General features: G+C 54.0%; 22 protein-coding genes. 2 read left to right on the plus strand and 20 right to left on the minus strand.

Annotated elements, in window-relative coordinates; genetic code table 11:
- Nucleotides 1-28 precede the first annotated feature (28 nt).
- The 20 genes from ftsH to ACI3UA_RS08560 all read right to left on the minus strand — a co-directional run bounded on the left by ftsH (nucleotide 29) and on the right by ACI3UA_RS08560 (nucleotide 23,199).
- Entirely contained in the window at nucleotides 29-2,029 is a 2,001-nt protein-coding gene (ftsH, locus tag ACI3UA_RS08465) for an ATP-dependent zinc metalloprotease FtsH (protein WP_439724379.1), read from the minus strand.
- Between the two features lie 102 nt (nucleotides 2,030-2,131).
- The gene (gene hpt / locus ACI3UA_RS08470) at nucleotides 2,132-2,668 is read right to left on the minus strand and encodes a hypoxanthine phosphoribosyltransferase (RefSeq protein WP_439724380.1); all 537 of its coding nucleotides are present in this window, start codon (nucleotides 2,666-2,668) and stop codon (nucleotides 2,132-2,134) included.
- A gap of 13 nt (nucleotides 2,669-2,681) precedes the next feature.
- Nucleotides 2,682-4,151, minus strand: a complete 1,470-nt coding sequence (gene tilS, locus ACI3UA_RS08475; protein ID WP_439724381.1) for a tRNA lysidine(34) synthetase TilS — start codon at nucleotides 4,149-4,151, stop codon at nucleotides 2,682-2,684.
- A gap of 123 nt (nucleotides 4,152-4,274) precedes the next feature.
- Entirely contained in the window at nucleotides 4,275-4,784 is a 510-nt protein-coding gene (locus ACI3UA_RS08480) for a S1 domain-containing RNA-binding protein (RefSeq protein ID WP_439724382.1), read from the minus strand.
- 64 nt (nucleotides 4,785-4,848) lie between these two features.
- On the minus strand, nucleotides 4,849-5,151 hold the full coding sequence (locus ACI3UA_RS08485) for an FtsB family cell division protein (protein ID WP_439724383.1): 303 nt from the start codon (nucleotides 5,149-5,151) through the stop codon (nucleotides 4,849-4,851).
- A gap of 27 nt (nucleotides 5,152-5,178) precedes the next feature.
- Nucleotides 5,179-5,976 carry a hypothetical protein gene (locus ACI3UA_RS08490; RefSeq protein WP_439724384.1) on the minus strand — a complete coding sequence of 266 codons (798 nt, stop codon included), beginning with the start codon at nucleotides 5,974-5,976 and terminating at the stop codon, nucleotides 5,179-5,181.
- Nucleotides 5,977-6,033: 57 nt separating this feature from the next.
- The gene (locus ACI3UA_RS08495) at nucleotides 6,034-7,155 is read right to left on the minus strand and encodes an MGDG synthase family glycosyltransferase (RefSeq protein WP_439724385.1); all 1,122 of its coding nucleotides are present in this window, start codon (nucleotides 7,153-7,155) and stop codon (nucleotides 6,034-6,036) included.
- A gap of 127 nt (nucleotides 7,156-7,282) precedes the next feature.
- A complete protein-coding gene (locus ACI3UA_RS08500; RefSeq protein ID WP_439724386.1) occupies nucleotides 7,283-8,020 on the minus strand; it encodes an SDR family NAD(P)-dependent oxidoreductase in 738 nt (245 codons plus the stop codon).
- Between the two features lie 112 nt (nucleotides 8,021-8,132).
- Complete coding sequence (gene codA, locus ACI3UA_RS08505; RefSeq protein ID WP_439724387.1) at nucleotides 8,133-9,392, minus strand: cytosine deaminase; 1,260 nt, start codon at nucleotides 9,390-9,392, stop codon at nucleotides 8,133-8,135.
- 95 nt (nucleotides 9,393-9,487) lie between these two features.
- Nucleotides 9,488-10,768, minus strand: a complete 1,281-nt coding sequence (gene codB / locus ACI3UA_RS08510) for a cytosine permease (RefSeq protein ID WP_439724388.1) — start codon at nucleotides 10,766-10,768, stop codon at nucleotides 9,488-9,490.
- A 262-nt stretch (nucleotides 10,769-11,030) separates the two neighbouring features.
- A complete protein-coding gene (locus tag ACI3UA_RS08515; protein ID WP_439724389.1) occupies nucleotides 11,031-11,744 on the minus strand; it encodes a PucR family transcriptional regulator in 714 nt (237 codons plus the stop codon).
- 109 nt (nucleotides 11,745-11,853) lie between these two features.
- On the minus strand, nucleotides 11,854-12,594 hold the full coding sequence (locus tag ACI3UA_RS08520) for a tRNA threonylcarbamoyladenosine dehydratase (RefSeq protein WP_439724390.1): 741 nt from the start codon (nucleotides 12,592-12,594) through the stop codon (nucleotides 11,854-11,856).
- A 24-nt stretch (nucleotides 12,595-12,618) separates the two neighbouring features.
- A complete protein-coding gene (locus ACI3UA_RS08525; protein WP_439724391.1) occupies nucleotides 12,619-13,836 on the minus strand; it encodes a cell division protein FtsZ in 1,218 nt (405 codons plus the stop codon).
- 90 nt (nucleotides 13,837-13,926) lie between these two features.
- The gene (locus tag ACI3UA_RS08530; RefSeq protein WP_439724392.1) at nucleotides 13,927-14,799 is read right to left on the minus strand and encodes a DMT family transporter; all 873 of its coding nucleotides are present in this window, start codon (nucleotides 14,797-14,799) and stop codon (nucleotides 13,927-13,929) included.
- A gap of 119 nt (nucleotides 14,800-14,918) precedes the next feature.
- Nucleotides 14,919-15,305, minus strand: coding sequence for a dihydroxyacetone kinase phosphoryl donor subunit DhaM (gene dhaM / locus ACI3UA_RS08535; RefSeq protein ID WP_439724393.1), 387 nt, complete (start codon nucleotides 15,303-15,305; stop codon nucleotides 14,919-14,921).
- Between the two features lie 120 nt (nucleotides 15,306-15,425).
- Nucleotides 15,426-16,019 carry a dihydroxyacetone kinase subunit DhaL gene (gene dhaL, locus ACI3UA_RS08540; RefSeq protein WP_439724394.1) on the minus strand — a complete coding sequence of 198 codons (594 nt, stop codon included), beginning with the start codon at nucleotides 16,017-16,019 and terminating at the stop codon, nucleotides 15,426-15,428.
- A 51-nt stretch (nucleotides 16,020-16,070) separates the two neighbouring features.
- On the minus strand, nucleotides 16,071-17,060 hold the full coding sequence (dhaK, locus tag ACI3UA_RS08545) for a dihydroxyacetone kinase subunit DhaK (RefSeq protein ID WP_439724395.1): 990 nt from the start codon (nucleotides 17,058-17,060) through the stop codon (nucleotides 16,071-16,073).
- Between the two features lie 112 nt (nucleotides 17,061-17,172).
- A complete protein-coding gene (gene glpK / locus ACI3UA_RS08550; protein WP_439724396.1) occupies nucleotides 17,173-18,675 on the minus strand; it encodes a glycerol kinase GlpK in 1,503 nt (500 codons plus the stop codon).
- A gap of 198 nt (nucleotides 18,676-18,873) precedes the next feature.
- Nucleotides 18,874-22,653, minus strand: coding sequence for a phosphoribosylformylglycinamidine synthase (locus ACI3UA_RS08555; RefSeq protein WP_439724397.1), 3,780 nt, complete (start codon nucleotides 22,651-22,653; stop codon nucleotides 18,874-18,876).
- A 69-nt stretch (nucleotides 22,654-22,722) separates the two neighbouring features.
- Nucleotides 22,723-23,199, minus strand: a complete 477-nt coding sequence (locus ACI3UA_RS08560; protein WP_439724398.1) for a YhcH/YjgK/YiaL family protein — start codon at nucleotides 23,197-23,199, stop codon at nucleotides 22,723-22,725.
- A 264-nt stretch (nucleotides 23,200-23,463) separates the two neighbouring features.
- Here ACI3UA_RS08560 and ACI3UA_RS08565 point away from each other — a divergent pair, with 264 nt between their 5' ends.
- Nucleotides 23,464-23,943, plus strand: coding sequence for an Lrp/AsnC family transcriptional regulator (locus tag ACI3UA_RS08565; protein WP_154408035.1), 480 nt, complete (start codon nucleotides 23,464-23,466; stop codon nucleotides 23,941-23,943).
- On the plus strand, nucleotides 23,940-25,081 hold a 1,142-nt coding region (locus tag ACI3UA_RS08570; protein ID WP_439724399.1), incomplete at its 3' end, for an aminotransferase class I/II-fold pyridoxal phosphate-dependent enzyme. The genes ACI3UA_RS08565 and ACI3UA_RS08570, both read left to right, overlap by 4 nt.

The raw sequence follows: 25,081 nt of genomic DNA on the forward strand, positions 1-25,081 counted from the left end.
TGGCATTAAATTCCACTCATTTGAAATTTTATTCCTTCATTGACGTATTCAGATTAGGCTCCGGATTGGTGACATCCACAGGTACCGCTTCCTTCTCCCGCGCCTTTTCCTGCACGGCTGCCGGAGCTTCCTCCTCCAGAGGCATCAGCAAAGGCGTGGCAGTATTATTGTCCTCTTCATCATCAGCCTTATCGCTGTCATCATCGGACTCCTTCTTTGTCACATTGCCAAAGCCAACAATCTCCTTCAGCTCATCCGCCTCCAGTGTCTCCTTTTCAATCAGAGCCTCGGCAATAGCGTGGAGCTTGTCAATATTATCTGACAGGATGATGCGGCATTCCTCATAGGCGGAGGTAATCAGCTTGTAAACCTCCCTGTCAATATCGGAAGCAATTTCCTCGGAATAGTTGCGCTGGTTGTTCAGATCCCTGCCCAAAAATACCTGATGGTCACTGCTCTCACCAAAGGCAATCGGCCCCAGGTGCTTGCTCATGCCGTATTCCATAATCATGCTTCTGGCCATCTGGGTAGCCCGCTGGATATCGTTCTGAGCTCCTGTACTGATTTCCTTCAGCACGACCTCTTCCGCCACGCGGCCTGCCAGAAGCGTCTTGAGCTTGTCCAGCAGCTCGCTGCGGGTGGCATAGGAGCGATCCTCCTTCGGCAGCATCAGGGTATAGCCGCCTGCCCTGCCGCGAGGGATAATCGTCACCTTGTGCACAGGATCTGCATTCGGCAGCAGCATGCCCACCAGTGTATGACCGCCCTCATGGTACGCCGTCAGGCGCTTTTCCTTGTCGCTCATGACCTTTGACTTGCGCTCCGGCCCGGCAATAACGCGCTCGATGGAGTCCTCCAGCTCGGACATGAAAATGCTCTTCTTGTTGCGGCGGGCCGCCAGAAGAGCCGCCTCATTCACCAGATTGCTGAGATCCGCACCGGTAAAGCCAGGTGTACGGCGGGCCAGCACATCAAGGTCCACATCCTTGGCAATAGGCTTGCCCTTGATATGTACCTTCAAAATGGCCAGACGCCCCTTCACATCAGGCTTGTCCACCACTATCTGCCTGTCAAAGCGTCCCGGACGCAAAAGCGCCGGGTCAAGGATATCAGGCCTGTTGGTGGCCGCAATAATGATGATGCCCTCGTTGGCGGCAAAGCCATCCATCTCAACCAGCATCTGGTTCAGGGTCTGCTCACGCTCATCATGGCCGCCGCCGAGACCTGCACCGCGCTGGCGGCCTACGGCATCAATCTCATCGATAAACACGATACAAGGGGCATGCTTCTTCGCCTGATCAAACAAATCACGGACACGGGAAGCACCTACGCCCACAAACATCTCCACGAAGTCAGAACCGCTGATGGAGAAGAACGGCACGCCCGCCTCACCGGCAACTGCCTTTGCCAGCAGGGTCTTGCCTGTACCCGGAGGGCCAAAAAGCAGTACGCCCTTCGGAATCTTTGCTCCCAGCTCGTTGAACTTCTTCGGCTGCTTCAGGAACTCCACAACCTCCTGCAGCTCCTGCTTCGCCTCGTCAGCACCGGCCACATCGGAAAAATGCACCTTTACCTTGTCGCCGCCGCTCATCTTGGCACGGCTGCGGCCAAAGGACATAACCTTGCCGCCGCCCCCCTGGGTCTGGTTCATGAAGAAGAACCACATGCCTGCCAGCAGCAGTATAGGCAGCAGGGAAGAGAAAAGCGCCGACCACCAAGGCGGCTCCGGCGGATTCTCCGCCTTTACTGTAACATTCTTCGCCTGCAGCTTATCTACCAGATTTTCCTCCTGATACGGAAAGCCCGGCATAACAGCCTTGAACTCCGTACCATCAGCCAGCGTTCCCTTGACTACATTCTCAGTCAGTACAACCTTGGACACCTCGCCATTGTCCACCTGGGCCATAAAATCAGTGTAATTCATTTCCTGAGTTTTCGGCTGCTGTTGCTGGGAAAAATAATCGATAGCAGATATAGCAACAAATATAATGAGCAAATACAATGCTACATTTTTCATGAATTTATCCAATTCCAATCCTCCTTCCGCAAAGGCTCACGGCCTCCAAAAGCCCCGATGCCCTCACAGAGAATAATTATAGCATTAATTACCATATTCTACAACGTTATAGCATCAAGAATAAATTTCCCGCTTCAAAACACCAATCACCGGCATGTTGCGGTATCTTTCCGCATAGTCCAGGCCATAGCCCACCAAAAACTCATCCGGCACCTCAAACCCGCAGTAATCAATCTTCACATCCACCTGACGGCGGGACGGCTTGCTCAAAAGGGCACACAGCCTGATGCTGGCAGGCTCCCTCCTTTTCAGCTCCGCCATCAGCTGGCTCATGGTGATGCCTGAATCAATGATATCCTCCACCAGAAGCACATGCCGGCCCCTGATGTCCACGCTCAGATCCTTCTTGATATTGACCCTGCCGCTGGTTTCCGTACCGCTGCCATAGCTGGAAGCCACCATAAAATCAATATTCAGCGGCACATTTATCTGACGCACCAGGTCGGCAAAAAACATTACCGAGCCTTTCAGGATGCCCACAACCAGCACATCCTTGCCTGCATAATCCCTTGTCAGTTCCTGTCCCAGCTCACGGCATTTGGCAGCCAGTGCTGCCTCGTCGAACATAACGCTTGCCAAATCGTTTAACATCTTGTCTACTCCTTTATCCCTCATTATTCATGCGAAAAACAAAAAAATTTTTTGTCTGTTCATCTGACGCCGCCTCGTTAAAGCGCCTGACACCGGGAATCCACAAAATACGCTCATCCCCGCCGCTGCCGCAGGCCACCAGCCATAGCCGGTCACGCTGCTGTCTTGGTATGCGGCTGTCAATCAGGAAATCCTTGAGCTTTTTGTGCCCGCTGCCTACATTGACGCGGTCGCCCTGCTTTCTGTGGCGGACTATCAACGGCTGATTACACTTGTCCCAGTCACCGTAAACAACCCGGCTGCCGATGCCTTTTCCCGCCGAAGCTCCTGCGGCCCGGCACAGGCTGTCCAGCTCCGCCGTTGAAGCTGCCAGCTCTGCCGTAATACTGCTTCCATCCGGCAGGCGGGTCACTCCCGGCACCTGCAGCGGTATTTTCTCAAACTCCCCCACGCTATCCATTTTACCATTATTTTCTGAAAATGGAATGGTCTTTTTTATTATATACAAAAAATCATAGGAAATTCCTGCCAAAAGGCCGAAGGAAAGCTGCAGCTCCGCCCCCGTCCTGCCCTTTTTCGCCAGCTGCAGCACGGCCTGTACCTGCACATAGGAAAGCTGGCTGCCGGAGGCCAGAAGGGCGGCATGCTGAACCAGCCGCCTCTGCATGGCAAGGGGCTGGCGCACAAAGTCCCTGAGCACCAGATTAAAGCCCTGCGGCCTGCCGACGGCCAGCTCCTGCCAGATCATCTCCACGGACTGCTGCAGATAATCCTCATCTGCCTGTGCCAGCTGTGCCAGCTGGCACAGCGCATCACTGATGGCCGGATTGTACTCCTCCGCCAGCAGCGGCAGCAGCTCCAGCCGCAGCTTGTTTCTAAAGCAGTCCGCCTCGTCATTGGTGGCATCATGCCGTGGGCACAGCTGACGCAGCCCGCAGTAATCCGCCAGCTCCTTCTTGCTGGCAAAGAGCAGGGGGCGTATCAGATCACCCTGCCCTGCCCTGATGCCGCCCAGCCCCCTGACGCCGGTGCCGCGGAGCAGATGCATCAGAACGGTTTCCGCCTGATCGTCACGATGATGGGCCGTGGCAATCAGCACAGGGCCGGCCCCCTCCTGCCGGGCGAGCCCCGCGGCAGTCCGGCGCAGAAAATCATATCTCAGCCGCCTGGCTGCCGTTTCCAGTGATTCCCCCGCCCCGGCCGCTTCCTCCGGCACATTGGCAGAATCCATGTGACAGTCAATCGCCCTCTGCCTGCAGAAATCCAGCACGAAATCCGCATCCTCCCGCGAGGCCTGCCCCCTGATGCCATGCTCAAAGTGGGCAGCCGCCACCCGTATGCCCAGCCTGTCCTTCAGCACATCCAGCATATCCAGGAGCGCCAGTGAATCTATGCCGCCGGAACAGGCCGCAAGCACCAGCGTCCCCGGCGGCGGGGCTATATTTTCCTGCCAGTTTCTCTCAAATCTTTTCAGTATGTCCATCGCGTACCACTTTTATCCTTTGCTGTCCTCTGCCGGCCTTTTCCCTCTCTGCCGCCGGAACTACCTAAAAAGAAGCACCCCGTCAAAAGGTGCTTCCCCGCTAAATATATATAATTCCGAAAATTATCTTCTGCGTCCGCCGCCCCGGCCGCCACGCTTGCTGTCAGTCTTGCGGCTGAGATCCGTGAGCCGCTCATCGCTGTCCTTCAGGAACCTTGACAGCTTGTCCTCAAAGGAGGCATTGGTTCCTGCACTGCCAAAACGCTGGCCGCCGCTGCGGCGAAAATCCCCGCCTGCACTGCGGAAACCGTCGCTGCGCTGAAAGCCGCTGCCGCCATCATGCTGCTGACGCGGTGCAAAGCCCCTCTGCTCACGCTGCGGCTGCTCATCCTGCTTTTTTTCCTGTGCCTGTTTTACTGAAAGCCCAATCTTCCCCTTTTCATCAATGGACAAAACCTTGACCTTGACCTTATCCTGCTCTTTCAGAAAATCCTTGACGTCCTTGACATAGACATCGGCAACCTCTGAAATATGCACCAGACCCACTTTGTTCTCAGGCAGGTTGATAAATGCGCCAAAATTGGTAATGCCGCTCACTACACCCTCTACAATACTTCCAACTTCAATGGACAAAACATTTCCTCCTTAAAAATTTTAACTTAATGGCATTATACCCTTCAAACAGGCAAAGTGTCAATTATTTATTGTCAGCATAAATATAGGGCATCTCGTCCCTGCGCGTCATGCCCAGCTCTTCCCGTGCCAGCTTTTCAATATAGGCCTCATCATACAGCATGGCATTCTCGTCCTTCAGCTGCTGATTCTCCGCCCTGGCGCTCTGCAGCCTGTCCTGAGCCGCCTCCATGTCATTGCCCAGCTCTCCCAGCGTCATCTGCTGTCCCGCCAGAATCCAGCCGGAATATATAAAAATAGCCGCCAGAAGCAGGGCAAACCAGTTGAAGCTCCGGCCGCCGCTCTTTCCCTTTACATTGCTTTCCACATTTAACGTCTCCTAACTAAACGCCATTTACTTTTCGCTCCACTGAAAATAATTGGTAGTGGCGATCCTTCTATACAGCGAATCGCACTCATCACATTTGAATCTCGCCACAGTATCCGACATATCCGCCCTGCCGTCCACAATTTTTACGGCACCCGGCTCCAAAAACCTCATGGACGCACCACAGCGCGGACATTCACAATGACCGTTGGCATCCCTTTTCAGCTGCATAGGAGCCAGTTCCCCCGTTGACTTTATCCTGCGCTTCGGCTTTGATGCCGGAGGCGGTGGCGGAGTTCTTTCTTCCTCCGGAAGCTCAAACACCTCATACAGCCCGGAACGCAGCAGCTCCCTGTAAAATGTGCCGCAGTCATAACAGATATACCGCGGCTTCACGTTTTCATAGTCAACCTTGCCGTTCACAATCCGCACAGCGCCCCCCTCGCTATGCACCATGGCCTTGCCGCACACCGGGCAGTCATAGCCGCCCTGGGCATTGGTCAGAAGTGCCGTCACCGGACTGCCGGAAAACTTCTTCCTGTGCTTCTTCTCCTCAGCTTCCTTCCTGGCCTCCTCTGCCTGCTGTCTGTCCAGCTCTGCCAGATCCTCCGGCAACAGGAAAAAAACATCATAATACCCGGTATTCAAAAGCTCCCTGTAATATTTGCCGCACTTGCGGCAAATATACTTCGGCTTCACATTATCATAGTCAACCTTGCCATCTACGATCCGCACCTGGCCGCCTGACAGATATTCCAACGCCTGCCCGCATTCCGGACAGGAAAATTTCCCATCATTTCCTTTTTCCAGCTTACTTACTGCCACCCTGCCTCACTCCGCCTGTTCTTTCCATAACATGGAAAAATCTCTGATACAACCCCTCTAAGAACGCAACAGCCTCTCAATTTCCCTTGTAATCTCCTGCACCGCCTCCGGCCGCACATGCCTGTCAGCCGCCAGTGCCATATCCGGCAGAGCATGCCTCTCTGCAAACAGCTCCCTTATGACACAGGCCAGATTATCACCTGCGTGAAGCCAGACGGCCGCCCCGCAGCCTGACATGTATCTGGCATTATCCGTTTCCGGGCCGGGTATCGGCTCGTGCAGCACCATAGGCAGACGCATGGACATGGCCTCCGTCAGCGTCAGGGCCCCCGGCTTCGTCACCAGCACATCCGCCGCCCCCATCAACCGGCATATCCTGTCCGTGTAGCCATACACATGAACACTGTGATGGGAAGCGGCTCCAAACCGCTCCGCCTGTACCTTCAGCTCATGGTTCCTGCCTGCAACCACCAAAAGCTGCAGCTTTTCAGGCAGCTTTTCCAGCTGCGCCAGCGCGGAGGAAATATGCCCCAGCCCCAGGCCTCCGCCCATCATCAGCACCACCGGCTCATCCGGGGACAGCCCGGCCTCCCGCCGGCATTCTGCCTTATCCCATTTCCGATAAAAGTCCCTGCCCACGGGTATGCCCGTAACATGAATAATATCCTCATGTATACCATCGGCAATCAGCTGCTTTTTCATAAAGCCGCAGCCCACAAAATACAAATCCATATTGGGGCAAATCCACATGCGATGCACCGAATAATCCGTTATGACCGCCGCAGAAACAAACCGGCTGCGCCAGCCATCACCAAGATGTGACACAGCCTCTGCCGGAAAGGGATGCGTACATATAATCACATCAGGCCTGTACCTTTTTATCAAGCGCTTGATGGAACGGGACATGGCCCCGGCCATCAGAAGCTGGATGAACCCACCCTTTTTCTCGCCATCGGTAAACCGGTACATGAACTCGTACAGGTTCGGCACCATGGCCAGCATCTTCAGGTAACAGCTTTTCATGAAGGCATTGATAAGGGAGGTATCCCGGCGCATGAAATCAACCGTGTTGATTTCCGCATCAGGGAAATGGGCTTTTATGCCGTCGGCAATGGCACTGGCGGCCTTTTCATGGCCTGAGCCAATGGATGCCGTAACCAGCAAAAAACTTTTCCCCATAGCGCACCTCTACTCTGCCCATGCCCCGTCAAGGCACAGCCTGAACGAAAATTACAATTACTTTAAACTAAATTTTATCACACATCAAGCCAATTCATCAACCAGAAAATGCTGTAATATCAGATTATCAGGTCAGTCCGCCATCTATGCTCCATAACGCTCCGTTGACAAACCCCGCAGCCTCCGAGCAAAGAAACCTGATAACCTCCGCCACCTCTTCTGCCGTGGCAATTCGCCCCAGCGGGTAGACGCTGCTCATTTCCTGCAGTGCCTGCCGGCGATCCGGATACTGGGCCAGCTGGCTTTCCGTCAGGGGTGTCAGCACGTCACCCGGACAGACTGCATTGATGCGTATGCCAAAGGGCCCCAGCTCCAGCGCCATGGCCTTGGTAAACATATTGACGGCGCCCTTGGAGGCGCAGTAGGCACTGCACAGCAGATTGCCATGCAGCCCCGCATCCGAGGACACGTTGACAATACAGCCGCGCCCCTGCTTTTTCATAACCTCCACAGCATATTTCGTCATGAAATATGTTCCCTTGAGGTTGACGGACATCATCCTGTCAAACTCTGCTTCCTCCATATCCTCGATGGCGCGCTCAAAATAAATACCGGCCGAGTTTATCAGGGCGTCCAGTCCGCCAAACCGCCCTGCCGTTTCAGCCACGGCACGGCGGCAGTCCTCCGTCCGCATCACATCCCCCTGCACATACATAGCCTCACGCCCCAGCCCGTCAGCTGCCCTCTGCCCGCGGCCAGCATCCCTGCCCATGACAGCCACCTGCCAGCCGGCCTGCAAAAACAGCTCCGCTGCCGCCAGCCCGATGCCCGACGTACCTCCCGTAATCAAAGCCACCCTGCCCATAATCTATCCCAGCCTTTCTGCATCAAACGGTATACAGCCTATTATAGCACAAAAAGCGGTACAGCATACCCGAAGATATGCCGTACCGCCCGGCAGTGACAAACTGAACCTGCTACTGCAGAAATTCTATGCTGCTGGTAACTGCTGCCGGCACGCGGACAAGCAGCTCCTTGCCGTTGCGGACAGAGCGCAGCACCCCTGCCCTGTTGCGGATTGCCTCAAAAGGTGATTCCGCATCCAGTACCAGAAAACTCGCCGGCCTGCCGGGGAAGATGCCATACTCATCCAGCAGGTGCATGGTCCTGGCACCATTTACAGTCACCAGCTCCAGAGCCCTGTCAATTTCCTCAAGGGACATCATCTGGCAGATATGAATCCCGTGATCCAGTATATTCATCATGTTGCCGTTGCCCAGCGGATACCATGGATCGGAAATAGAATCCTGGGCAAAGCACACGTTAATCCCGGCCTCAAAGAACTCCTTGACGCGGGTTAGCCCCCTGCGCTTCGGATAGCTGTCCTGCCGCCCCTGCAGGTAAATATTCTCAGTAGGGCAGGAGATAAAGTTAATGCCGGCACGCTTGAAATTGGACATCATGCGAAAAGCATACGCATTATTCGCGGAGCCAAAGGAACAGGTATGGCTTGCTGTGGTCCGCTCCCCGATATCCTCCATGATGGCCAGCGCCGTCAGCAGCTCCAAAAAGCGCGACTGATCATCATCCGTTTCATCACAATGCACATCAATCAGCTTATCGTACTGCACAGCCAGCTCCACAGCCTTGTGCACAGACATCTCCCCAAACTCACGGGCCAGCTCAAAATGAGGAATGCCGCCCACGCAGTCAGCTCCCATCCGCAGGGCCTCCTCCACCAGCTTGGCGCCGCCCGGATAAGCATACATGCCCTCCTGCGGAAACGCCACAATCTGGATTGTCACCACATCCCGAAGCTCTTCCCTCAGCTCAAGAATTGCCTTCAGGGCGGTCAGCTTCCTGTCCGTCACATCCACATGAGTACGTATATACTGCACACCTGCCAGCATTTCTTCCCGGACGGCCCGCCTTGCCCTTGCCTTAATCTCATCAACGGTGGCACCTGCCTTGGTCTCGCTCCAGCGCTGAATCCCTTCAAAGAGCGTGCCGCTGTCGTTTCTGGCACCCTCCCCCAAAGCGGTATAAACATAATCCAGATGCAGATGCGGGTCCACATACGGCGCAATCACCAGCCTGCCGCCCAAATCCACCACCTGGGCGTCATCAGCGGACAAATTGGCGCCAATCGCGGCAAATCTTCCATTTTCCACCAGCAAATCCTGTGGTTCCTTTGAATCAGCCAGCCTGGCATTCCTATACAGCTTCTTCTTCATCATCAAATCATCCTTCTCTATAACGCACGCGCCGCAACAGAAGCTGCATCTCTGCATCTCCCTCTGCTGCGGCGCTTATCATTTCAGCCCATATCGGCTCATACATTGTGAATCATGTTGCCAAAATCATCATCATTGCCCCTGCCGGCCAATACATTCCTGGCACCCATAAATGCGCCATAGGAAACCATTGCGCCCAGCACTGCATTGAGGCAGCCAACTCCCACCGGCAGATGGCCGCAAAGGCCGCCCACAACCACAGCCAGAATGGCCGGCACGTTGACTACGGAGAACTCAGCCTCAGCAAAATCCCCCTCGTACGCCTTGCGGTTCAGGAAGAAATAATCCATAATCATCACAGCGCCCAGAGGCGGAATAATCGCACTGAGGAAGCTCAAAAGCGGAATAAAATGATTGTACAGCACCATGGCAAAAACCGTGGAAAGAGCACCGTTAATAACAACCCACTGCTTTTTCGGCATCTTGGTAATATTGGAAAAAGCCAGGCTTGCGGCATAAATGGTATTGTCATTAGTCGTCCAGATATTCAGGCCCAGAATGACAATACCGGACAGCACCAGCCCCTGGGCAATCATCACATCGGAAATATCTGCCATGCCGGTAGCAAGGCCGCCAATCGCACCAAAAGCAAACATGAGGATATTGCCGATAAAGAACGCTGCCACGGTAGAAGCCACGGCAATCCTCGGTGTGCGGGAAAAACGGGCAAAATCAGGTGTCAGCGTGCCACCGGAAATAAAGGAGCCTACCACCAGGCTCAGTGCCATGGTCAGGCTCATAGTGCTGACAGCAGTGGAATCCATCAGCTCACCCAGCCCGCCGATAGCATTCAGGGAAATCGCCGAAGAATAGCACCCCAGCACCGCAATAGAAGGCACTGCCACAATGCTGAGAATAGTCAGGGACTTTACGCCGAAATAAGCGGTAGCAACCATCATGGCGCCGCTGACCAGAATAACCGGCGTAATATCGATGCCAAAAATCTTGCTGATTGGCAAAGCCAGCATCACGACACTGACGCCGAACCAGCCCACCTGGGTAAGCCCCAGGATGCCGGAAACCAGATAGGATCCCTTCTCACCAAAAGCATAACGCGCCAAAAGATGAGTGGAAAGACCGGTCCTGCCGCCCATATAGGCCAGCAAAGCCGTATAAATTCCCAAAATCAAATCACCAATCAGCAGGGCGGCAGCCAAATCTGAAAAAGTCAGGCTCGTGCCCAGCCGTCCGCCGGTCAGCATGGTACCGGTATAAAAAGTAAATCCCAGCATGATCGCCATCATCGGTATCAGCCCGCGCCGGCCTTCCTTCCCTACCGCAGTCAGGGAAAAATCATTGTCAATCTTCTTCTCTGCCATAATAATTACCTTCCTTCTGCAAAACACACAAAATAAAAAAGTTCCCGCTCCTGCGCCCATACGTCACAGAAACGAGAACCACGTTGTCCACAATCAGTCTTGCTTTCAGCTGCTGCCTCCGGCTTTTCCTTGTTTTTTCCTTTGCTGTTATGCTCACATTATAGCCAGCAAAAATACCGCCGTCAACCAAATGCCTGATTTTTGTGCAACCTGACTTAAAAAATCCTGTTTTGTTGTGCAGACTGCACAGGAAAAGTCCCTTTCAGCATTTTCCTTTTTCCATGCTGCGGATATAAAGTGCCAGCTGGAGCTTCAGCCTGATACCGGCATTCTCCAGCGAACATCCCAGAAGCGCCTCCACCTGCCCCAGACGATATTTGACAGTATTGCGATGAATAAACAGCAGCTCCGCCGCCTTGAGCGTATTGCCATTGCAGGCAAAATACGATTCCAGTGTATCCAGAAGACTGCTGTAATCCCGTTCCTCCTGTGCCAAAAAAGGTGCCAGCACAAAGCCTGCGTACTCCCTGGCACTGATTTTGCCCTGCAGCAGCAAATCAAGGGCATTATCCAGCGTCAGCTTGGCGTCGCTCATCACGATTGCCCTTGCCACAGCCTCCTGAATATCCACCAGCGGCACATTCCAAGGAATAGCCATAATCGCAAAATCCTGCTCCATCGCCCTTGTTATGACATCCCTGGGCACCTTCTGGATATAGCTGTCCCCCACCATCAGCACAGCGCCTGCCATTTTCAGCCGCATGGCTTCCATCAGTACCTGCCCCGGACGAAAATCCTTGCGCTGTGACAAGGCGCCGCTGATAATCATGAGCTCGCCCCCGTGAATCCAGGGGGCAATATCCTCCATCTCCGGCACAAAAATCCAACGGATGGGATTGGCAAGCCCGCTGCTCCCCGTCAGATATTTTATTTTTTGCAGCACTGGCAAATTTCTCAAATCACCGCATGTAAGCATAGCACTTCCCTCTTTCCTGCAAGCTGCGCCAAAAACACAAAAAGAGGCCATACTGCCGCCACTGCGGCAATATAACCTCATCGTTACCTTCAATCTTCGTTTCAATCTTTCAGTTTGCCAATCTTCCGGCCCTGCCCGTCAAATCCCTGACCACCTCGCTGGCGGCAATCAGGCCTGCCACGGACGGCACAAAGGACACGCTGCCCGGCACCGTGTGCCTGGAGCCTGCCGGCTCCTCGGTGTGTCCCTCAAGAAGCATGGGCTTCAAGGGCTCTTCCCGTGAGTAGACCACCTTCAGCTTCCTGATGCCCAGCTTTTTCAGCTTCTGCCGGAGCGCCCTCGCCAGCGGGCAGACGCTGGTCTTGTAGATATCAGATACCTCCAGCGCCGCCGGGTTCAGCTTGTTGCCTGCCCCCATGCTGCTGATGATGGGAATCTGACGCCTGTCAGCCTCAAGAATCAGATCAATCTTGCTCTTTACGGTGTCAATGGCATCCACAATATAATCAATTCTGCCCTCAAAAAACAAATCATGATTCTCCGGCAGATAAAACTCATTAATTTCCTCAATCCTGACCTCGGGATTAATCAGCCGCATGCGCTCCGCCATAACCCTTGTCTTGCACTGCCCTACCGTCTGCATGGTAGCATGAATCTGGCGGTTCACATTGGTGATGCTTACCTCGTCGCTGTCCACCAGCACAAAATTGCCTATGCCGCACCGTACCAGTGCCTCTGCCGCGTAGGAACCAACGCCTCCCACGCCGAACACGGCCACCCTGCTGGCGGCCAGCTTTTCCATGGCCTCGTTGCCCAGCAGGATTCTGGTGCGCGAAAACTGATCCAGCATAAAAACTCACCCCTGCCGCTGTCCTTAATCCTTGTCACGCCTGCCAAACATCAGCGGGGCAGGGTTTTTCCTGCGCATGAACTCAGGCACATCCACATCATCAGCCTCCTGCTTTGATGCGGCCTGCGGCCTTGCTCCCAGACCGGTCTTGCGCTCAGCCGTGTTGCCAAAGAGGGTGCCGCGGGTCACAGGCGGCTTGTCACCATAAAGGCTCGGCTTCGGCGGCTCCTGCCCCGTGAAGGCAATCGGCTTAATCTGATTTTTCATCTCCAGCAGCACCTTCGGATCAAAGTCGGTCGCAATAATGGTCGCCCGCACCTGACTGCCCATGCTCTCATCCACCACCAGGCCAAAAATATTGTTGACGTCAGGGTGGGTATTCTCGCACAGGAAGATATTGGCCTCCCGCACTGCATCCAGCGCCAGGGAAGAATTGCCGGTAATATTGACAATGATGCCTCTGGCACCACGGACGGAAATCTCAATCAGCGGGCTGTTGATGGCATTCTGTACGGCTTCCAGCGCGGTTCTGCCCACACTGGTGCCCATGATGGCCTCGCTGGTGCTGCCCTGGGTGAAGATGGTCTTGACATCTGCGAAATCCACATTGACTACGCCGGTGGTTTCTATCATTTCCACGATGCTGCCGATGGACTGGCGCAGTACCTCATCCACCATGGAAAAAGTTTCTCCCACCGTAATCCGGCGGAATTCAGGCAGCTTTTCGATATTATCGTTGTTGACTACCACAAGGGCATCCATATTCTGGCGCAAAAGCTCCACACCGGCCTTGGCAGTATCCATCTTGCGGGAACCCTCATGGGTAAACGGCAGTGTCACCATGCCTACGGTCAGAATCCCCATGTCGTGGGCAATCTTGGCCACCACAGGAGCGGCTCCCGTCCCCACGCCCTTGCCCATGCCGGCAGTCAGGAATACCAGATCAGAACCGGCAACGGCCTTGGCAATCTCTTCCTTGTCGGCAATAGCGGCATTCTGCGCCTTTTCTACATTGCCGCCGGTACCGCGTCCCCTGGTGGTAGCAGCCCCCACCAGCAGGCAGGGAATCCCCTCCGCCTCCAGAAGCTTCAGCTGACGCACATCAGTATTAATCGCCAGCAGCTGGTTCCTGTCAAAGCCATCCTGGGCCAGACGGCGCAGGACATTATTGCCGCCACCGCCTATGCCTACAATCTTTATAGTAATTACTGCTCCCTTGATTCCGTTCTGCACCTCTGCCATTTTTGTGCCTCCTCTATATCCTCTATATCCATTATTCCAAATCAAGCCTGCACTCCCCGCCGGACCGCCCGTGCATGTCAGCACCGCGGCCTAGCGCCTGTGCAGGATTACGCCTGCCTGGGTAATCAGCATCCCCGCAAGCATCAGCACACAGCCTGCCAGCTCTACGCTGTACATTTTCTCCCCAAGAATCAGCCACCCGGCCAATGCGCCAAACACCGACTCAAGGCTCATAATCACGGCCGCCGGTGCCGGCTCTGCCGTCCTCTGCCCCATAATCTGCAGCGTGAACGCCACGCCCGACGACAGGACTGCCGCATAAAGAATAGGTATCGCGGCATCTGCCAGCTGCTGCCATGTAAACGGCTCCAGCAAGAAGCATGCCAGGCTGTTCAGCACTGCGCAAACCGCCAGCTGGGCAGCCGACAACTCAATATTGTCCGCTCTTTCCGCGTATCTGTCAATAAATAAAATATGAAATGCCCAGAAAATTGAGCCGATAAACGCCAGCACATCACCGTAGTTCAGGTCAAATTCCCCCTGAACCGACAGGCAGTACAGACCGATGGCCGCCACAAAGGCCCCGGCCCAGTTTTCCGGCCGTATCCTCTTGCCTATCAGCCTGGCAAACAACGGCACAAATATAATGTACAGGCAGGTGATAAAAGCCGTTTTGCCTGCCGTGGTAAACAGCAGGGCAAACTGCTGAAAAGCCGACGCCAGAAACATGATCATGCCGGCGCCTATGCCGAACCTCCAGCCGGAGAGATAGCACCCCTCAGCCCTGGCACGCTGCCGCCGCTGCCCGAAAGCCGCCCAGATAGCGAGCACTACAAAAAAACCTATAATGAACCTGCCCATGCCATAGGTAAAGGGACCAATCTCATCCATGCCCGTAAGCTGGGCCACAAATGTCGTTCCCCACAGAAAGGAGGCCATGAGCAGATATAAATATCCTCGCAAAAAATCACCCTTTCATATCTTTTTGATTATATCATATAGATAAAAAAAGGCAAAATAAAAATCACACTTCCTCAAAAATGTGATTTTTACTTTGCCTTCCATGAAAATACATAAACAGCTCACAGGTCCAGCTTGCGTGCGGTTCTGACCTCATCAACTTTCGCCTGCAGCGCCTTCGCCGGCGTCCCGAGCGAAGCCTCCAGTGCCGCCACAATAGCCCCTTCTACTACAGGGCCGTCCAGCATGAATACATTATCATACCCCAGAGCCTCTATTACCATCTCCGTGGTCATCACAGCACTCCCCATATCCATAAGCACTGCAACGCCATCCTCCGAATAAACACTTTCAATAGCCGTCATTATCTTTTCAAAGCTGGTACCAGGTGTACCGTCTTCTAATCCGCCAGCTGCGGCAATCCGTGCATCCCTGGCCATCATTTTGGCCAGCTCTACAGCCCCTTCTGCCAGGCACTGGCTATGAGATACAACTACGATACCTACCATCTGTCCCATCTCCTTTTATACTGTAGCGCAAACTATCTTTATCTACCCTTTCACACCATCACACAACAAATGAAGCAGGGAAGCGAACTTCCCCACTTCACATCCCATCAAAAATCTCGCTTAGATATGCTCCAGCAATACCTCAAGCATATACATGGAAGACGTAGCGCCAGGATCCTGATGCCCGATGCTTCTGTCCCCGATATAGCTTGCCCGGCCCTTCGTTGCCTTGATTGTCTTGGTATACTCCACACCGGCACGGGCGGCCTCAACAGCCTTGCCAACAGCGGACTTCATATCCTCACCGGCCTCAACAGCCGCCTTCATGGCATCATATGCAGGGCAGATGGCGTCCAGCATGGTCTTTTCACCGGTAGTTGCCTTGCCGCGCATCTTGATGCCGCCAATCGCAGCCTCCAGAGCCACAACCAGATCCTTGCTGTCTATTTCCATCTTGTCTTTCAGGGCGGCGCCTGCCTTCATGAAAGCAGTGCCATAAAGAGGCCCTGCTGAGCCGCCGACAGTGGAAACCAGCGTCATGCCGGTAGTCTTGAGCAGGGAACCGATATCCTTGCCTGCCATAGTCTCCAGCTTTGGTACAACGGCATTAAAGCCCTTCGCCATATTTACACCGTGGTCGCCGTCGGCAATCTCGTTGTCCAGCTCTGTCAGGTAGTCCTTCTGCTCCTCAATGCGGGCCGCAACAGCCTTCAAAATCTCAATAATCTTTTCATTCGTAATCGTAGAAAACAGCTCCCCTCGAAATTATTTCTTCAAGGCAGGAGTATCGGCCTTGGCATCATACAGCTTCTTCAGCTCATCATCAAGACGCAGGAGCGTAATGGAGAAGCCTGCCATCTCAATGGAGGTCATGTAGTTGCCCACCATTGTGTCATAAACCTTGATACCCTTTTCTGCCAGGAAATCAGCCACATAATTATTTACAATGTACAGCTCCATCAATGGAGTTCCGCCCATGCCATTAATTATAACAGCAACTTCCTTGCCTGTATAGTCAATGTCCTCAACAATTCTGTTCAAAAGCTCATCTGCGATATCATTGGCAGATTTCAGCGTCTCGCGGCTGGTGCCCGGCTCGCCATGAATGCCGATGCCGATTTCCATCTCATCATCTGCCAGCTCAAAGCCAGGCTTGCCGGCTGCCGGCATGGTGCATGCAGTTATAGCCATGCCCATGGTGCGCACGTTGGCAATAACCTTCTCCGCTACTGCCTTTACTTCCTCCAGGCTGGCACCGGTCTCTGCCAGGGCGCCTGCAATCTTGTGCACCAGAACGGTGCCTGCTACGCCGCGGCGTCCGGTAGTATAAAGGGAATCCTTTACTGCCACATCGTCGTTTACGACTACATAATCAGCCTTGATATCCTCGTCCTTTGCCATGTCGATAGCCATCTCAAAGTTCATGATATCACCGGTGTAATTCTTTACGATACAAAGTACACCCTTGTCTGTTGCAATCGCCTTGATGGCCTCATAAATCTGATCCGGGGTAGGAGAGGTAAATACCGCACCGGCAACTGCGCCATCCAGCATGCCTTCGCCTACATAGCCGCCGTGAGCAGGCTCATGGCCGCTGCCGCCGCCGCTTACCAGCGCAACCTTGCCTTCTTTCTTATTGGCGCGCACAACCACGTTGCCGCAATCCAGCTTGCGCAGCTTGTCAGGTGCTGACTTCACCAGACCAAGAATCATTTCCTCTTCCACATTTTCCACTGCATTGATAATTTTCTTCACAATAATACCCTCCTAACATTCCATAGCCAACCCGTTGGAAACGCATCCCCACCTGCGAATCTGCTGTGCAGGCGAGGATGCTTGCACTATAAATCACAATCCGGGCTGCAAATCAGTCCTCATCATCCAGCCAATGCATAGCATGCTTTACAGCCTTTCTCCAGCCCTTGTAGAGCTTTGCGGCCTCCTGCTCTGCCATTACAGGCTCGAAGCGCACATCCAGCTTCCATGCCGTCTTCAGCTCTTCCTTGCTGTTCCATACACCCACAGCAAGGCCTGCCAGATAGGCGGCACCGAGAGCCGTCGTTTCAATAATCTGAGGACGATCAACAGGAACCCCCAGAATATCAGCCTGGAACTGCATCATCAGGTTGTTGGCAACAGCACCGCCATCTACCTTCAGGGCAGCCAGCCTGATGCCGGAATCAGCCTCCATTGCCCCCAGAACATCCTTGGTCTGATATGCCAGGGATTCAAGGGTGGCACGCACAATATGCGCCTTGGTAGTACCGCGGGTAATACCGATAATCATGCCGCGGGCATTGGAATCCCAATACGGAGCGCCCAGGCCCACAAAGGCAGGAACCAGATATACACCGCCGGTATCGCGCACCTTCTTGGCAACCCATTCGGAATCCGGCGCAGAATCAACCATGCGGGCGCCATCGCGGAGCCACTGGATAGCAGAGCCTGCCACGAAGATGGAGCCTTCCAGCGCATATTCAACCTTGCCATCCAGACCCCAGGCAATGGTGGTAACAAGGCCGTTCTTTGAATCATAGATATCAGTACCGGTATTCATCAGCATGAAGCAGCCGGTACCATAGGTGTTCTTTGCCTCGCCCGGATTGAAGCAGTTCTGGCCGAACAGGGCAGCCTGCTGGTCACCGGCAGCACCGGCAACAGGAATGGACGAGCCGAGAATAGAAGGAATGCTGTAGCCATAGACGCTGGAGGACGGACGAACCTCCGGCAGCATGGACTTCGGAACATTCAGATAACCGATAAGGGCATCGTCCCACTTCAGCTCCTTGATGTTGTACATCAGGGTACGGGAAGCGTTGGAATAATCCGTTACATGGGCCTTGCCGCCTGTCAGCTTCCAGATAAGCCAGGTATCAATCGTACCGAAAATCAGATCACCGGCCTCGGCACGGGCACGGGTTCCTTCCACATTCTCCAGAATCCAGGTAATCTTCGTGCCGGAGAAATATGCGTCGAGGGTCAGGCCGGTTTTGGCCTTGAACTCCTCCAGCAGTCCCTTCGCCTTCAGGTCATCTACAATGCCGGAGGTCTGGCGCGACTGCCACACGATGGCATGATATACAGGACGGCCGGTATTCTTGTCCCATACCACAGCAGTTTCACGCTGATTGGTAATACCGATGGCTGCAATGTCACTTGCCTCCAAACCGCTCTGCTCCAAAGCGCCCTTCATTACCTCGCACATGGTGCTCCAGATTTCCTCCGCATCGTGCTCAACCCAGCCCGGCTTCGGAAAATGCTGCGTAAACTCCTTCTGTGCTACACCAATAATCTTGGAGTTTTCGTCAAAAATAATTGCCCTGTTGGAAGTAGTACCTGCGTCCAGTGCCATTACATATTTTTTTGCCATTCAAAAATCCCCCTCTGCAAAATACTAACGCCACTAAGAAGCGGAAATCCCCCCGGATACCCGCAACTTCTTTTCGAGTTATTATTCGCCACAGGAGTGGTTTTTTCCTGCTAACTTGAAAAATTTTTTTATTTTTTTCCAACAAATTTACACATACGAAAAGCGGCTCCCCGCAGGAAGCCGCACTTCATATTTATATCAGAGCTTGTAGTAGGCAATGCCCGCCTCAAAAATCTTCTGATCCTGATTGCCAGGCACGTTCATGGCAACGGAATCACCGATACGCTCGGAGTGACCCATCTTGCCCAGCACACGGCCGTCAGGGCTGGTAATGCCCTCGATGGCGTTGACGGAGCCATTCGGATTGAACGGCATCTCAAGGGTAGGCGCACCGGCCTCGTTTACATACTGGGTGGCAATCTGCCCGTTAATGCGCAGCTTTGCCACTACCTCCTTGTCCGCAAAGAAGCGGCCCTCACCGTGAGAAATAGGAATGGTGAAGATTTCGCCCGGCTTCACGTTGTTGAACCACGGAGAAAGGTTGGACACCACCTTTGTGCGCACCATGCAGGAGGCATGGCGGCCAATCTGATTGTGGGTCAGGGTAGGCGATGCCGCATCCAGATCGCGGATTTCGCCGTAAGGAACCAGTCCCAGCTTAATCAGCGCCTGGAAGCCGTTGCAGATGCCCAGCATCAGGCCGTCACGCTGCTGCAGCAGCTTGTGGACAGCTTCCTTGATGCGAGGATTTCTGAAGATGGCCGCAATGAACTTGCCGGAGCCGTCCGGCTCGTCACCGCCGCTGAAACCGCCCGGCAGCATGATAATCTGGGAGTCCTCGATGCCCCTGACGATGGCCTCAACGGATTCCTCAACAGCCTGCGGCGTCAGGTTGCGGATAACCAGCGTCTGCGGATCGCCGCCGGCACGGCTGAATGCCCTTGCCGTATCGTACTCGCAGTTGGTACCCGGGAATACAGGAATGAAAATCTTCGGCCTGGCGATGCCAATCTGCGGCTTCACCCTGTTGCCGCCGGTGTAGAGATACTCGCTGGTACCCTTGTCGGAAGTCTTGACGCTGGTCGGGAATATCTTCTCCAGCGGGGAGGTGTAGGCCTTCTTCGCATCGTTGAAGGAAACCACTGCATCGCCGATGACAATACTGCCGTTCTGGGTGGTCCTGCCCAGCTCATAGCAGCCGGTGCCTGCCAGTGCCTTCTCTATATCAGAATCGGCAGCGACCTCAAGAATCAGCGCACCATAATCTGCCTTGAACAGCTCCTGCATATCAGGCTTGCCTGCAAACCTGAAGCCGATGCCGTTGCCCAGGCACATCTTGGTAATAGCGGCAGCCATACCGCCGATGCGGACGCTGGAAGCGGCAAATACCTTTCTGGCCGCAATAAAATTGCTTACCTTTTCATATACAGCCCTCAGCTTAGGGAAGTTCGGCATAGCCAGCTCATCCTTGGCCATAGGCACATAATAAACCTTGCTGCCTGTGAACTTGAACTCAGGGGAAACAGCATTGTCAGCCTTCATGACATCCACGGCAAAGGAAGCAAGGGTAGGCGGCACGGTCAGATCCATAAAGGTGCCGGACATGGAATCCTTGCCGCCGATGGCAGGGATTTCCAGCTGATGCTGCGCCCACAGCGCGCCCAGCAGGGCGGCAAACGGCTTGCCCCACTTTTTGCTGTCAGTGCCCAGGCTCTCAAAATACTCCTGGAAGGTCAGGCGCACCTTGTCGGCACGGCCGCCCAGGGCCACCATCTTTGCCACGGACTCGATAACCGCGTACATGGCGCCGTGGAACGGGCTCCACTCCATGAGATAAGGGTTGTAGCCATAGGTCATGGCCGTAGCGGTAGTGGTTTCCGCGCCCAGCACAGGCAGCTTGGCCACCATGCCCTCGGTCGGGGTAAGCTGGTTCTTGCCGCCAAACGGCATGAGCACGCTGTTGCCGCCGATGGAAGAGTCAAAGCGCTCTGCCAGCCCCTTCTGGCTGCACACATTCAGATCCTTCAGATTTTCCAGCCATGCCTTCTCCAAATCAGGAGCCAGCGCGGCCACCTTGCCAGGAATCTGGTCCAGATAGCACCTGTCCTTCTCCGGCGCCTCAACCACAAGGCTGATATGCTGTTTTACACCGTTGGTATCGAGGAAATCACGGCTCAGGTCGACAATGGTGTTCTCGCGCCAGTTCATCACCAGACGGCGGTTGTCGGTAACAACGGCCACCACGGTGGCCTCAAGGTTCTCCTCGTCGGCGGCGGCCACGAACTTCTCCACGTTGTCACGGGTGATAACCACAGCCATGCGCTCCTGGGACTCGGAAATAGCCAGCTCGGTGCCATCAAGGCCTTCGTACTTCTTCTTTACGGCATCCAGATCAATTACGAGGCCGTCGGTCAGCTCGCCGATGGCAACGGACACGCCGCCTGCACCAAAGTCGTTGCACCTCTTTATCATGCGGCTGATTTCAGGATTCCTGAACAGGCGCTGAATCTTTCTCTCCGTAGGCGGATTGCCCTTCTGCACCTCGGCGCCGCAGGCAGTCAGGGATTCAAGGGTATGCTCCTTGGAGGAACCGGTAGCACCGCCGCAGCCGTCGCGGCCGGTACGTCCGCCCACCAGCACGATAACATCATCAGGGGACGGAACCTCACGGACAACATTCACCTTTGGCGCAGCGGCAATCACGGCGCCGATTTCCATGCGCTTTGCCAAAAAGCCCTCATGGTATACCTCGGAAACCTGTCCGGTAGCAAGGCCGATCTGGTTGCCGTAGGAGCTGTAGCCGGCGGCCGCCCCCAGGGTAATCTTCTTCTGCGGCAGCTTGCCTTTCAGGGTTTCGCTGACAGGACGCCTAGGGTCGGCCGCACCGGTCACGCGCATGGCCTGATACACATAGGAACGGCCGGACAGCGGATCGCGGATTGCACCGCCCAGACAGGTGGCAGCACCACCGAATGGCTCAATCTCGGTAGGATGGTTATGGGTTTCGTTCTTGAACATAACCAGCCAGTCCTCGTTCTTGCCGTCAATATCGGCATTGACAACGATACTGCAGGCATTAATCTCGTCAGACTTGTCCAAATCCTCCAGCTTGCCCTGCTTTCTGAGGGCCTTCATGCCGATAACAGCCAGATCCATCAGGGTAACATCCCTGTTCTGCCCCGTATAAAGCTCCTTGCGGTCAGCCAGATACTGCCTGTAGGCAGCCTCAATCGGCTTGCTGTAATATCCCTTCTCAATATCCACCAGATCAATAGCCGTAGTAAAGGTGGTATGGCGGCAGTGGTCGGACCAGTAGGTATCAATTACACGGATTTCGGTGATGGTAGGCTGGCGCTTCTCGGTATCGCGGAAATACTGCTGGCAGAACTTCAAATCCTCAAAGCTCATGGCAAAGCCGCGGCTGTCCATGAACTGCTGCAGGGCAGCCTCATCCATCTCGTTGAAGCCCTCCAGAACCTCCACATCTGCAGGCACCTCGAACTTCATATCCAGCGTGTCAGGCTTTTCCATGGAGGCCTCGCGGCTCTCAACAGCATTAATATAATAATCCTTTATCTTACGGACAGCATCAGCATCCACATCGCCTACCAGCACAACCACGCGGGCCGTAGCAATCACAGGGCGCTCCTTCTGGGTTACCAGCTGAACGCACTGGGCAGCCGAATCTGCAGTCTGATCATACTGTCCCGGCAGATACTCTGCAGCAAACACAGTAGAATTCGGGAAGTCAGGCAACTTCTCCTCGTAGATAACGTCCACAGGCGGCTCAGAAAAAACCACGGATTTTACCTGAGCATATTCCTCGTCACTCAGCCCCTCTATATCGTAGCGGTTGAACAGGCGGACTGCCTTCAATCCGGTCAGGCGGAAGCTCTCCACCAGATCGTCACACAGCTGCTGGGCCGGAATGTCGAAAAAGCCCTGTCGCTTTTCTACAAAAATTCTTCTTACACTCATTGATTTGCCTCCATCACTTATATTAAAAAACATGGTTATCCAAGCTACCCAAAAGAATTGAAAAAGCGGCTACTCGATATAATCCACCGCAATCTTCACTACCACTTTTGTCACAGGTACGGACTCGTCCCCTACTGAACCGCAGGGACGATGCACATCCGTCGGATACAGCACAGCAAAGCTTCCTGCCTCAAGGGTAATGCCGCTAATAGGAATCAGCTTGTCAAAGAAAACAATATCCTTTTCGTCATTATACGGCTCGCAGACCTTCAGCTCCGGGCTCATAGGGCACCAGCCCAGCTCCTCACGGCCTTCCACTATATACTGGATATCCACATACTGGCGGTGGGCCTCCGGCTTGCCGCTTTCCGGCACACGGGTATTGTAGCGCTGCAAAATAGCATAGCTGTCCTCCCCATGAATCGGATACCTGCCATCCTCCATGTTCTTAAAATCCTGTTTGCACAGATAAAACAGCGCTTCCCTGACAGCCTCCGGATATTTGCTGAAGCCGGAAGCCTCCTCGTTGATATTTCCTATAATCAAGTCTATCGACTCCTTTTAAAAAAACAGTCCGCCTAAAACTTTCATTACAAAAGAATACACCAAGATTATTTTATACAAAAATCCAACTTTATGCAATGTCATATTACAGGAAAATTATCCCCAATACTTTTTCAGTCTTTCCTCCTGCCTACGTAAAATTTTATTAATTTTCAGTCAAATGAATTATACTTTTGGTTTTTCATTGCAAAATTTCTCTGTATGTGATATAAAATTTATTACTATGTAAAAAGGGGAGCGATAAATATGCGCGAATTATTAGAGCTTTTGGAACACGATGCCCGACGTCCGGCAGGGGAGCTGGCGGCCATGCTGCATCGCAGCGAATACGAGGTAGAGCAGCAGATGGCACAGCTGGAGCGCGATAAGGTAATTCTCAGCTACAATACTCTGATTAACTGGGAAAAGACCGGTGACAACACCGTGACCTCCATCATCGAGGTCAACCTGACGCCTCAGAGGGAAACCGGCTTTGACGCCATCGCGGAGCGCATTTATCGCTTTGACGAGGTCCGCACCGTATACCTCATGTCCGGCAGCTTTGACCTGCTGGTTATCATCGAAGGCAAATCCCTGCAGGAAGTGGCAAATTTCGTGGCAACCCGCCTCTCCACCATTGAGGGCGTAACCCAGACCAGAAGCCATTTCATGCTGAAGCCGTACAAGAAGGACGGCATTATTATTGAGGACAAAGAACAAGATCGAAGGCTGGTGATGACCCCATGACAGAAAATATTGACTGGAACAAGAGGATTTCTCCTGTTGTACACGCCATTCCGCCATCCGGCATCCGCCGTTTTTTTGACATCGCCGCCGAAATGGAGGATGTCATTTCCCTGGGTGTGGGGGAGCCTGACTTCATTACGCCCTGGTCCATCCGCGAAAGCTGCGTATACGGCCTTGAGCAGGGCTACACCTCCTACACCGCCAACAGGGGACTTCTGGAGCTGCGCGAGGAAATCTGCGCCCTGCAGAAGCGCAATTTCAATATTGACTATGAGCCAAAGACCGACGTACTGGTGACGGTAGGCGTCAGCGAGGCACTGGATATTGCCATGCGCACCATTCTGGCACCGGGGGATGAAATTCTCATCCCGGAACCATGCTATGTGTCCTACAAGGCCTGTGCCGCCCTTGCCGGCGGCGTGCCTGTACCTGTGCCGGCAAAAATAGAGAACAATTTCAGCATCACGCCGGAGGATCTGGAGGCTCATGTCACCGACAAGACCAAGGCCCTGCTCATCGGCTACCCGAATAACCCTACCGGGGCAATTCTCTCCCGTGAGCAGCTGATTGCCATTTCCCGCTTTGCCGTAAAGCACGACCTGATTGTGATCTCCGACGAAATATACGGCGACCTGACCTACGGCGGCGAGCGGCATATCTGCTTTGCCGGCCTGCCGGAGATGAAGGACCGCACCATTCTGTTGAACGGCTTTTCCAAGGCCTATGCCATGACCGGCTGGCGCATCGGCTATGCCCTGTCCAATCCTGACATCATCGCCGCCATGACAAAAATCCATCAGTACACCATGCTGTGCGCGCCTATTACCGCCCAGATTGCCGCTGTGGAGGCACTGCGCCACGGCGAAAAGTACATGAAAAAGATGGTTTCCGAGTATGACAAGCGGCGCCGCCTGATTTATGACGGGCTTACCAATGCGGGCCTGAAATGCTTCGAGCCAAAGGGCGCCTTCTACATCTTCCCTGACATCACCTCCACGGGGCTGACCTCCGAGGAATTTGCGGAGAAGCTGCTCATGAAGGAGCATGTGGCACTGGTGCCGGGCAACGCCTTCGGCGAGTGCGGCGAGGGGTATGTACGCTGTTCCTACGCCACCTCGGTAGCCAAGATTTCCGAGGC

This window comes from Anaerovibrio sp. (assembly GCF_051866355.1).
GTDB lineage: Bacteria > Bacillota > Negativicutes > Selenomonadales > Selenomonadaceae > Anaerovibrio.

Bases quoted from the DNA above. Each gene is read 5' to 3' on its own strand.
- ACI3UA_RS08565 (WP_154408035.1), top strand. From the start codon at position 23,464: ATGCGCGAATTATTAGAGCTTTTGGAACACGATGCCCGACGTCCGGCA.
- ACI3UA_RS08500 (WP_439724386.1), bottom strand. From the start codon at position 8,020: ATGGGCAGGGTGGCTTTGATTACGGGAGGTACGTCGGGCATCGGGCTG.
- ACI3UA_RS08515 (WP_439724389.1), bottom strand. From the start codon at position 11,744: ATGCTTACATGCGGTGATTTGAGAAATTTGCCAGTGCTGCAAAAAATA.
- hpt (WP_439724380.1), bottom strand. From the start codon at position 2,668: ATGTTAAACGATTTGGCAAGCGTTATGTTCGACGAGGCAGCACTGGCT.
- codA (WP_439724387.1), bottom strand. From the start codon at position 9,392: ATGATGAAGAAGAAGCTGTATAGGAATGCCAGGCTGGCTGATTCAAAG.
- dhaM (WP_439724393.1), bottom strand. From the start codon at position 15,305: ATGGTAGGTATCGTAGTTGTATCTCATAGCCAGTGCCTGGCAGAAGGG.
- ACI3UA_RS08525 (WP_439724391.1), bottom strand. From the start codon at position 13,836: ATGGCAGAGGTGCAGAACGGAATCAAGGGAGCAGTAATTACTATAAAG.
- ACI3UA_RS08520 (WP_439724390.1), bottom strand. From the start codon at position 12,594: ATGCTGGATCAGTTTTCGCGCACCAGAATCCTGCTGGGCAACGAGGCC.
- ACI3UA_RS08555 (WP_439724397.1), bottom strand. From the start codon at position 22,653: ATGAGTGTAAGAAGAATTTTTGTAGAAAAGCGACAGGGCTTTTTCGAC.
- tilS (WP_439724381.1), bottom strand. From the start codon at position 4,151: ATGGACATACTGAAAAGATTTGAGAGAAACTGGCAGGAAAATATAGCC.
- codB (WP_439724388.1), bottom strand. From the start codon at position 10,768: ATGGCAGAGAAGAAGATTGACAATGATTTTTCCCTGACTGCGGTAGGG.
- ACI3UA_RS08495 (WP_439724385.1), bottom strand. From the start codon at position 7,155: ATGGGGAAAAGTTTTTTGCTGGTTACGGCATCCATTGGCTCAGGCCAT.
- glpK (WP_439724396.1), bottom strand. From the start codon at position 18,675: ATGGCAAAAAAATATGTAATGGCACTGGACGCAGGTACTACTTCCAAC.